Origin of the sequence: Herbidospora sakaeratensis, from assembly GCF_001570525.1 — a bacterium.
GTDB classification, from domain to species: Bacteria; Actinomycetota; Actinomycetes; order Streptosporangiales; family Streptosporangiaceae; genus Herbidospora; species Herbidospora sakaeratensis.
On record NZ_BBXC01000018.1, the window covers coordinates 32853 to 41000 of the forward strand.

7 protein-coding genes are annotated in these 8148 nt (G+C 71.5%); 4 read left to right on the forward strand and 3 right to left on the reverse strand.

What is annotated here, in order from left to right:
• Positions 1 to 203 precede the first annotated feature (203 nt).
• Both AW271_RS28450 and AW271_RS28455 read left to right on the forward strand, forming a co-directional pair.
• On the forward strand, positions 204 to 467 hold the full coding sequence (locus AW271_RS28450) for a hypothetical protein (protein WP_062340689.1): 264 nt from the start codon (positions 204 to 206) through the stop codon (positions 465 to 467).
• 64 nt (positions 468 to 531) lie between these two features.
• Positions 532 to 1284, forward strand: coding sequence for an SDR family NAD(P)-dependent oxidoreductase (locus tag AW271_RS28455; protein WP_062340690.1), 753 nt, complete (start codon positions 532 to 534; stop codon positions 1282 to 1284).
• A 10-nt stretch (positions 1285 to 1294) separates the two neighbouring features.
• Here the strand turns inward: AW271_RS28455 and AW271_RS28460 are convergent, their stop codons facing one another.
• From AW271_RS28460 to AW271_RS28470, 3 genes are read right to left on the reverse strand one after another with little or no spacing between them, the layout of a single operon-like run.
• Positions 1295 to 1576, reverse strand: coding sequence for a hypothetical protein (locus AW271_RS28460; protein ID WP_062340691.1), 282 nt, complete (start codon positions 1574 to 1576; stop codon positions 1295 to 1297).
• Positions 1577 to 1587: 11 nt separating this feature from the next.
• Complete coding sequence (locus tag AW271_RS28465) at positions 1588 to 1782, reverse strand: DUF3046 domain-containing protein (protein WP_030450812.1); 195 nt, start codon at positions 1780 to 1782, stop codon at positions 1588 to 1590.
• 31 nt (positions 1783 to 1813) lie between these two features.
• Positions 1814 to 2302 (reverse strand): VOC family protein, encoded by a 489-nt coding sequence (locus AW271_RS28470; protein WP_062340692.1) that lies wholly within the window; start codon positions 2300 to 2302, stop codon positions 1814 to 1816.
• Between the two features lie 99 nt (positions 2303 to 2401).
• On the opposite strand from AW271_RS28470, the gene AW271_RS28475 reads away from it, so the two are divergent.
• Together AW271_RS28475 and AW271_RS28480 are read left to right on the forward strand one after the other, a co-directional pair.
• Positions 2402 to 6988, forward strand: a complete 4587-nt coding sequence (locus tag AW271_RS28475) for an ATP-dependent helicase (RefSeq protein ID WP_062340693.1) — start codon at positions 2402 to 2404, stop codon at positions 6986 to 6988.
• A 38-nt stretch (positions 6989 to 7026) separates the two neighbouring features.
• On the forward strand, positions 7027 to 7950 hold the full coding sequence (locus AW271_RS28480) for an oxidoreductase (protein WP_062340694.1): 924 nt from the start codon (positions 7027 to 7029) through the stop codon (positions 7948 to 7950).
• The last annotated feature ends 198 nt before the right edge of the window (positions 7951 to 8148 follow it).

Sequence of the window (8148 nt, forward strand, 5' to 3'; positions counted from 1 at the left end):
CCTCCAGGGCGGCAGCCACAAATATAGCCGAACGGCTGTTCGATCACACCTCGAACGGCCCATCGTTTCGGGAAAGGGAACCCATCCGTAAGGTCACATTCGCGGGCATTGTGATCAGGGTGTTGCCATGCCGTTGACCTGCGGCGATCCTGGAGGAGACGGGCGAATCAGCCAGACCAGACCGCGAGTGAGAAGGCGGCGCCGTGTCGACCGAAAACGAACGCCGTACTCTCCTCGAGGCGCTCGCCGAACGGCTTCCGGGGCGAGGGCTCCAGGGGCGGATGCTCGGCGGGGGCGAACCCGTGTTGTGGATCTGGCATCCCCGTACGAACAGGCAGACGATCGTCTTCGCCACGCAGTCGGCCGGGGGGTGGTTGTTCCTCTGGTCGCCCGACGGGCAGGAGGACGCCGCCGATCCCGACGTCGCCGCCGACACCCTGGAGAAACTGCTCTCTCAGGCCGCTTGACACCCCTTCTCCACAAATGTGTGGCACGCTGATCCGTTGAGCCCCAGCGGTGAGGAGACGACACATGGGCGCACTGGAGGCGAAAGCGGCTCTGGTGACGGGTGGATCGCGGGGGATCGGGCGGGCGGTCGTACAGAAACTGGCCCGTGAAGGCGCCCATGTGGTCTTCAGCTTCAACGAGAACCGTTCGGCGGCCGAGGAGGTCGTCGCGCAGGTGGCCAGGTTCGGCGGGACCGCCCACGCCGTGCGGGCCGACATGGGCTGTCCCGACGACGTGAAACTGCTGTTCGAGCAGACGGTACGCAAGCTCGGCGCCCTCGACATCCTCGTCAACAACGCGGCGATCAACCCGATCCGGCGCATCATCGACGCCACCGCCGACGACTTCGACCGGGTGATGGGCGTGAACGCGAAGGGCCCGTTCCTGGCGATTCAGGCGGCGTCCCGCATTCTGCGCGCGGGCGGGCGGATCGTGAACATCTCCTCGTTCGGCACCCGCGCGCCCGCCGAGGGGCTGTCGCTCTATCTGGCCAGCAAGGCGGCGCTGGAGCTGCTCACCGCCGTGGCCGCCCGGGAGCTGGGCGCGCGCGGGATCACCGTCAACGCGGTCTCCCCCGGCGTGACCGACACCGAGCTGATGCGCGAGTCGTCGGGGGCGAGCGCCGACGAGACGTTCGACGGGGTCACCGCCAAGACCGCCCTGCGGCGGCTGGGCGAGCCGGCCGACATCGCCAACGTGGTGGCGTTCCTGGCCGGGCCCGACTCACAGTGGATCACCGGGCAGAACCTGAGGGCGACCGGCGGCCTCATCGTCTGAACCGGCCGACTCAGTCGGCGAGCGCGTGCTCCCCCGAACCGGGCCCGGCGGGCAGTACCGCCGTCTCGGCGAAGGTGATCACCATGTATCTGCCGTTGGCGTAGCTGACGACCGGACGCCCCAGCTGCTCGCCGGCGTACCGCGCGACGTTCTGGAACATCTCCACCATTTCGGGGGTGTCCGCGCTGATCCTGAACCGGCCACTGGCGGTCAGGTGCTCGACGACCAGAGGGACGAAGTTCCTTTCGGCGCGGACCTTCTCGTCAGGCGTGAGGGGGGTTCGTGCGGACATGTCTCTCCTGGTCAGCGGAGGCGGGGGTCGACGTCGACGACCTGGCAGACCGCCTGCCAGACCTGCTTCGCCGCGAAGCCGTCGGCCAGCGCCTGTTCGACGGTCCGGCCGCCGAGTCCTGCGATCACGTAGTCCTTCGCCCAGGACTCGGCGTACGTCTCGCCGAAATGGCGGGACATGCGGTTCCAGAATTCCGTGAGTCGCATGGCCCCCAGTATGGCCGGATCGCGGGGGTGGTCAGAGCACGCGGGAGCCGTACATCTCACCGAGGGGGTCGGCGAGGAGTTCCAGGCGGGCGCCGTCGGGGTCGGAGAAGTAGATGGAGGCGCCGCTCTCCATGATGTACGGCACTCCGGCGGCCTCCAGCTTGCCGCGCAGGCGCTCCCACACGACGGGGTCGACGGAGATGGCGATGTGGTGGAGGCCGCCGAGCACCTCTTTGTAGGGGCCGAGGTCGAGGCCGGGGAAGTCGAAGAAGGCCAGCAGGTTGCCGTTGCCGATGTCGAAGAAGAAGTGGTTGGAGCCCCTGTAGTCGCGGTTCTCGAAGATCTCGGTGAGCGGGAACTCCAGAAGGTCCTGGTAGAATTCGATCGTGCGTTCGACATTCGACGACAGTAGGGCGAAGTGGTGGAGGCCGCGCGCGCTGCTCGGGGGGCGGCGTTCGTTGAGATGACGTTCTTTTATGGAGGCCCGGGTGGCTTCGATGGCCTCGTAGTCGATGTCCATGGTTCTCATGATTGTCGCTTTGCCCATAGATGAACCACACCGGGCCCGGCCAGAACTGTCGGTCGCCGGAGGCATGATGTGCGAAGGAGGTGGAGGCACATGGTGAAAGGCGCGCTGAGCAGGTTCGGAGCGGTGACGCGCGAGTGGTTCACCGGCGCCTTCGCCGAACCGACCGCCGCCCAGGAGGGCGCCTGGAACTCCATCGCCGACGGTGACAACACGCTGGTGGTGGCCCCGACCGGCTCGGGCAAGACGCTGGCGGCGTTCCTGTGGTCGATCGACCGGCTGGCGACGCGGGAGGATCCCGAGCGCAGGTGCCGCGTGATCTACGTGTCGCCGCTGAAGGCCCTGGCGGTCGACGTCGAGCGCAACCTGCGGGCGCCGCTGACCGGGGTGCGGCAGACGGCTCGGCGCACGGGGGTGGCCGTGCCGGAGATCTCGGTGGCGATCCGGTCAGGCGACACCCCGGCCGAAGACCGGCGGCGGTTCGCGTCCAAGCCGTCCGACATCCTGATCACCACGCCCGAGTCGCTGTTCCTGCTGCTCACCTCGCAGGCGCGCGAGGCGCTGCGCGGGGTCGAGACGGTGATCGTCGACGAGGTCCACGCGGTGGCCGGCACCAAGCGGGGGGCCCATCTGGCCCTCAGCCTCGAACGGCTCGACGCCCTGCTGGAGAGGCCCGCGCAGCGGATCGGGTTGTCGGCGACCGTGCGGCCGGTCTCCGAGGTGGCGGCCTTCCTCGGGGGCGCGCGGCCGGCGAAGGTGGTGCAGCCGCCGTCCGAGAAGCAGATCGAGATCGACGTGGTCGTCCCGGTCGAAGACATGGCCGAGATCACCTCGCGCGACGAGAACGAGCCCAATCGGCGCAGCATCTGGCCCCATGTGGAAGAACACCTGCTCGATCTGATCGAGGCCCATCGGTCGACGATCGTCTTCGCCAACTCGCGGCGGCTGTCGGAGCGTCTGTGCAGCCGCCTCAACGAGCTCGCATATGAGAGAAGCACGTCCGAGTCGATGCCCACGGGGGTGCCGGCCGAGCTGATGGCCCAGGCGGGGGCGTCCAAGGGGGCGATCCCCGAGGTCGTGCGGGCCCACCACGGGTCGGTGTCGAAGGAGGAGCGGTCGCAGATCGAGGAGGCGCTGAAGTCGGGGCGGCTGCCCGCGGTCGTGGCGACGTCCAGTCTGGAGCTGGGCATCGACATGGGGTCGGTCGACCTGGTCGCGTGCGTCGAGGCGCCGCCGAGCGTGGCGAGCGGGCTGCAGCGGGTCGGGCGGGCGGGGCACCAGGTGGGGGCCGTCTCGCGAGGGGTGATCTTCCCGAAATACCGGGGCGACCTGGTGCAGACGGCCGTGGTGGCCGAGCGCATGAAGAGCGGCCAGATCGAGGAGATGCGCTATCCGCGCAACGCGCTCGACGTGCTGGCGCAGCAGATCGTCGCGATGACCGCCCTCGACGAGTGGACCGTCGACGAGCTCGAAACGGTGATCCGCCGGGCCGCGCCCTACGCCACGCTGCCCCGGTCGGCGCTGGAGGCCACACTCGACATGCTGGCCGGGCGCTACCCGAGCGAGGAGTTCGCCGAGCTGCGTCCCCGCCTGGTGTGGGACCGGGTGACCGGCACCCTGCGCGGCCGTCCCGGGGCCCAGCGGCTCGCCGTCACCAACGGCGGCACCATTCCCGACCGGGGCCTGTTCGGCGTGTTCCTCGTCGGGGAGAAGGCGTCCCGGGTCGGGGAGCTCGACGAGGAGATGGTGTACGAATCCCGCGTCGGCGACGTCTTCGTCCTGGGCGCCACCTCGTGGCGGATCGAGGACATCACGGCCGACCGGGTGCTGGTCTCCCCCGCTCCGGGTCTGCCGGGGAAACTGCCCTTCTGGAAGGGCGACCCCCAGGGTCGTCCGGCCGAGCTGGGCCGGGCGATCGGGGCCTTCGTCCGGGAGCTGGCCGGGGCCGGTCCGGCCGCCGCCGAGCGTGTCCGCGGGGCGGGGCTCGACGAGTTCGCGACCGGCAACCTCATCGGCTATCTCGCCGAGCAGCGGGAGGCGACCGGTTATGTGCCCGACGACCGCACGCTGCTGGTCGAGCGGTTCCACGACGAGCTGGGCGACTGGCGGGTGATCATCCACTCGCCGTTCGGGGCCCGGGTGCACGCGCCCTGGGCGCTGGCCATCGGGCGGCGGCTGCGGGAGCGTTACGGGGTCGACGTCCAGGCCGTCCACTCCGACGACGGGATCATCCTGCGCGTGCCCGACACCCTCGACGAGGCGCCGGGCGACGTGGCGGCGTTCGACCCCGAGGAGATCGAGCAGATCGTCACCGAGGAACTCGGCGGTTCGGCGCTGTTCGCGGCCCGGTTCCGCGAGTGCGCCGGGCGGTCGCTGCTGCTCCCGCGCCGCACCCCCGGGCGGCGCAGCCCTCTGTGGCAGCAGCGGCAGCGGTCGGCGTCGCTGCTGGGCGTGGCGGCCAAGTACGCCGGGTTCCCGGTCGTGCTCGAGACGATGCGCGAGTGCCTGCAGGACGTGTTCGACGTGCCCGGCCTGGTCCAGCTGATGCGCGACATCTCGGCGCGGCGCATCCGCGTGGTCGAGGTGGAGACCCGGCAGGCGTCGCCGTTCGCGGCGTCGCTGCTGTTCAACTACATCGGCGAGTTCATGTACGAGGGCGACGCGCCCCTCGCCGAACGCCGGGCCCAGGCTCTCGCGCTCGACACCACTCTCCTGGCCGAGCTGCTCGGCCAGGCCGACCTGCGCGAACTCCTCGATCCCGACGTGATCGCCGAGACCGAGCGCGAGCTCGCCCGGCTCGACCGGCCGCTGCGCGACGTCGAGGACCTGGCCGACCTGCTGCGCTCCCACGGGCCGCTGCTCGCCGAAGACGTGGCCATCCGCGAGGGCGATCCCGGCTGGCTGACCGAGCTGGAGCGGTCGCGGCGGGCCATCCAGGTGCGGGTCGCGGGGGTGCCGCAGTGGGCGGCGGTCGAAGACGCCTGGCGGCTGCGCGACGCGCTGGGGGCGCCGCTGCCGGTGGGGGTGCCACTGGAGTTCCTCGACGCGCCCGAGACGTCCGCCCGGCCCGATCCGCTGGGCGACCTGCTGTCCCGCCACGCCCGCACGCGCGGGCCGTTCCCGGCCTCGACCGCCGCCGGGCGGTTCGGCGTGGGGATCGCGGTGGTGTCCGACGCGCTGGCCCGGCTGGCGGCGTCCGGGCGGGTGGTGTCGGGCGAGTTCCGGCCCGGCGGGCGGGGTGAGGAGTGGTGCGACGCCGGGGTGCTGCGAATGCTGCGGCGGCGGTCGCTGGCCCGGCTGCGCAAGGAGGTCGAGCCGGTGCCGCCCGAGGCGCTGGCGATGTTCCTGCCCCGCTGGCACGGCATCACGGCTCACGAACCACCGGGCACGGCCGGCGACGGGCAGGCCCGATCGGGTTCGGCCGCTTCCCATCGGGCGATGGATTCGCTGGTCGCCGCCGTCGAACGGCTGCAGGGGGCGGCGGTTCCGGCGTCGGCGCTGGAGACGCTCGTGCTGCCGGGGCGGGTGCCCGGCTACTCTCCGGCGCTGCTCGACGAGCTGACCTCGTCGGGCGAGCTGCTCTGGGTGGGGCAGGGGGCGCTGCCCGGCGGCGACGGGTGGGTGTCCCTCTACTTCGCCGACACCGCGCCGCTGCTGATGCCCGCGCCGGCTGAGATCACCATGACGCCGGTCCACGAGGCCGTGCTCGGCGTGCTGGCGGGCGGCGGGGCGCTGTTCTTCCGCGACCTGTCCAACCGGGTGGTGCACGACGGCCTGCCCGACGACGCCACGCTTGCGGCGGCGTTGTGGGACCTGGTCTGGTCGGGGCGGGTGACCGGCGACACGCTCGCCCCCTTGCGGGCCACGCTCGGGACGGGCAAGCCGGCCCATCGTCCGGCGTCGCCGTCACGGCGTCGCCGCGCCGTGCTGCCGACGCGGTCGGGGCCGCCGACGGTCGGCGGGCGGTGGTGGCTGCTGCCGGAGCCGTCGGCCGAGGTGACCCTGCGGGCCCAGGCACAGGCCGAGATGCTGCTCGAACGCCATGGCGTGGTGACGCGCGGCGGGGTGACCGCCGAGCGGCTGCCGGGCGGGTTCGCGGCCGTCTACCAGGTGCTGCGGGCGTTCGAGGAGAGCGGGCGGTGCCGCCGGGGCTACTTCGTCGAGGGGCTGGGCGGGGCACAGTTCGCATTGCCGGGGGCGGTCGACCGGCTGCGGGCGTCCGACCGCAAGGAGACTCCTTCGGCGGCTCCGGCGGAAGGTGACTACGTCGATCCGTGGACGGTCTGGCGTCCCCAGGAGGCCGCACGCGAGGCGCCCAAGGCGACGGTGATGGCGGCGGCCGATCCGGCCAACCCGTTCGGGGCGGCGCTGCCGTGGCCCGACCGGGGCGGCGACGCCGGGCACCGTCCGGGGCGCAAGGCCGGCGCGCTGGTGGTGACCGTGGCCGGGAAGCTGGTGCTCTATGTCGAACGGGGCGGGAAGACGCTGCTGTCCTTCGGGGAGGACGAGCATCTGACCGCAGCGGTGGGGGCGTTGGCGGGAGCCGTACGGGAAGGAGCACTGGGGCGGCTCACCGTCGAGCGGGCCGACGGGACGGCGATCAACGACTCACCCCTGGCGGCGGCACTCGAAGCGGCGGGTTTCCATCCGACCCCGCGCGGGCTTCGGATACGGGGGTGATCGCCGCTTAGGGTGGGCATTCGAGGCGAGGAGGCGTAATGGCATGGACGGCTGCGGACATCGCCGATCTGTCGGGCAAGGGCGCGATCGTGACCGGCGCCGGCAACGGGCTCGGGCTCCTCGCGGCAGGTGAACTGGCCCGGCGGGGCGCGAAGGTCGTCTTCGCGGTACGCGACGTGACCAAGGGCGAGGCCGCCGCGGCACGGGTCCGCGCCGCCGCCCCCAAAGCCGAGATCGTGGTGTCGCGGCTCGATCTGGCCGACCTGTCGTCCGTGCGCGACTTCGCCGGGCGCATGCCCGAGGTGTTCCCCAACGGGCTCGACCTCCTGATGAACAACGCCGGCGTCATGGCACTGCCCCGGCGGCTGTCGGTCGACGGCTACGAGCTGCAGTTCGCGACCAATCACCTGGGGCATTTCGCGCTCACCGGGCTGCTGCTGTCGTCGCTGCTGCTGCGGCCCGCTCCCCGGGTGGTGACGGTGAGCTCCAACATGCACGCACGGGGGCGGATAGACTTCGACGACCTGCAGGGGAGCCGGAAGTACTCGCCTTACGGGGCCTACTCGCAGTCGAAGCTGGCCAACCTGCTCTTCGCCTACGAACTCCAGCGGCGGGCGGCGGCCACTCCCCTGTTGTCGCTGGCGGCGCATCCCGGCTATTCGGCTACCGGCCTGGGGGAGGCCGGGCCCCGGATGACGGGAAGTGCGCTGCAGGGGCTGCTCATGCGGGTGGGGAACGCGCTCATGGCGCAGCGCGCGGAGATGGGGGTGCTGCCGCAGCTGTACGCGGCCACGGCGCCCGGGGTGCCGCGCGGGGGGTACTTCGGTCCGGATGGGCGCGGGGAGATGCGGGGGTACCCGAAGCTCGTCTCCAGCAGCGCGGCCTCGCATGACGAGAGGGCGGCCCGCCGGTTGTGGGACGAGTCGGAGCAATTGACCGGAGTGCGCTACAGCTTCGCCTGACGAGGCAGCGGATGCGAGCGCCGGCGGTTCAACGACGACGAGCGGGCGGCAGTCGCGGACGGTGAGCAGCACGCGGACAACGCAGCCACACCACACCGCGGAACAGCACCCCCACAACACAACCGCACCAAACCGCAGAACAGCACCCCCACAACACAGCCGCACCAGACAGCGGAACAGTACGGCGGTTGCAAACGC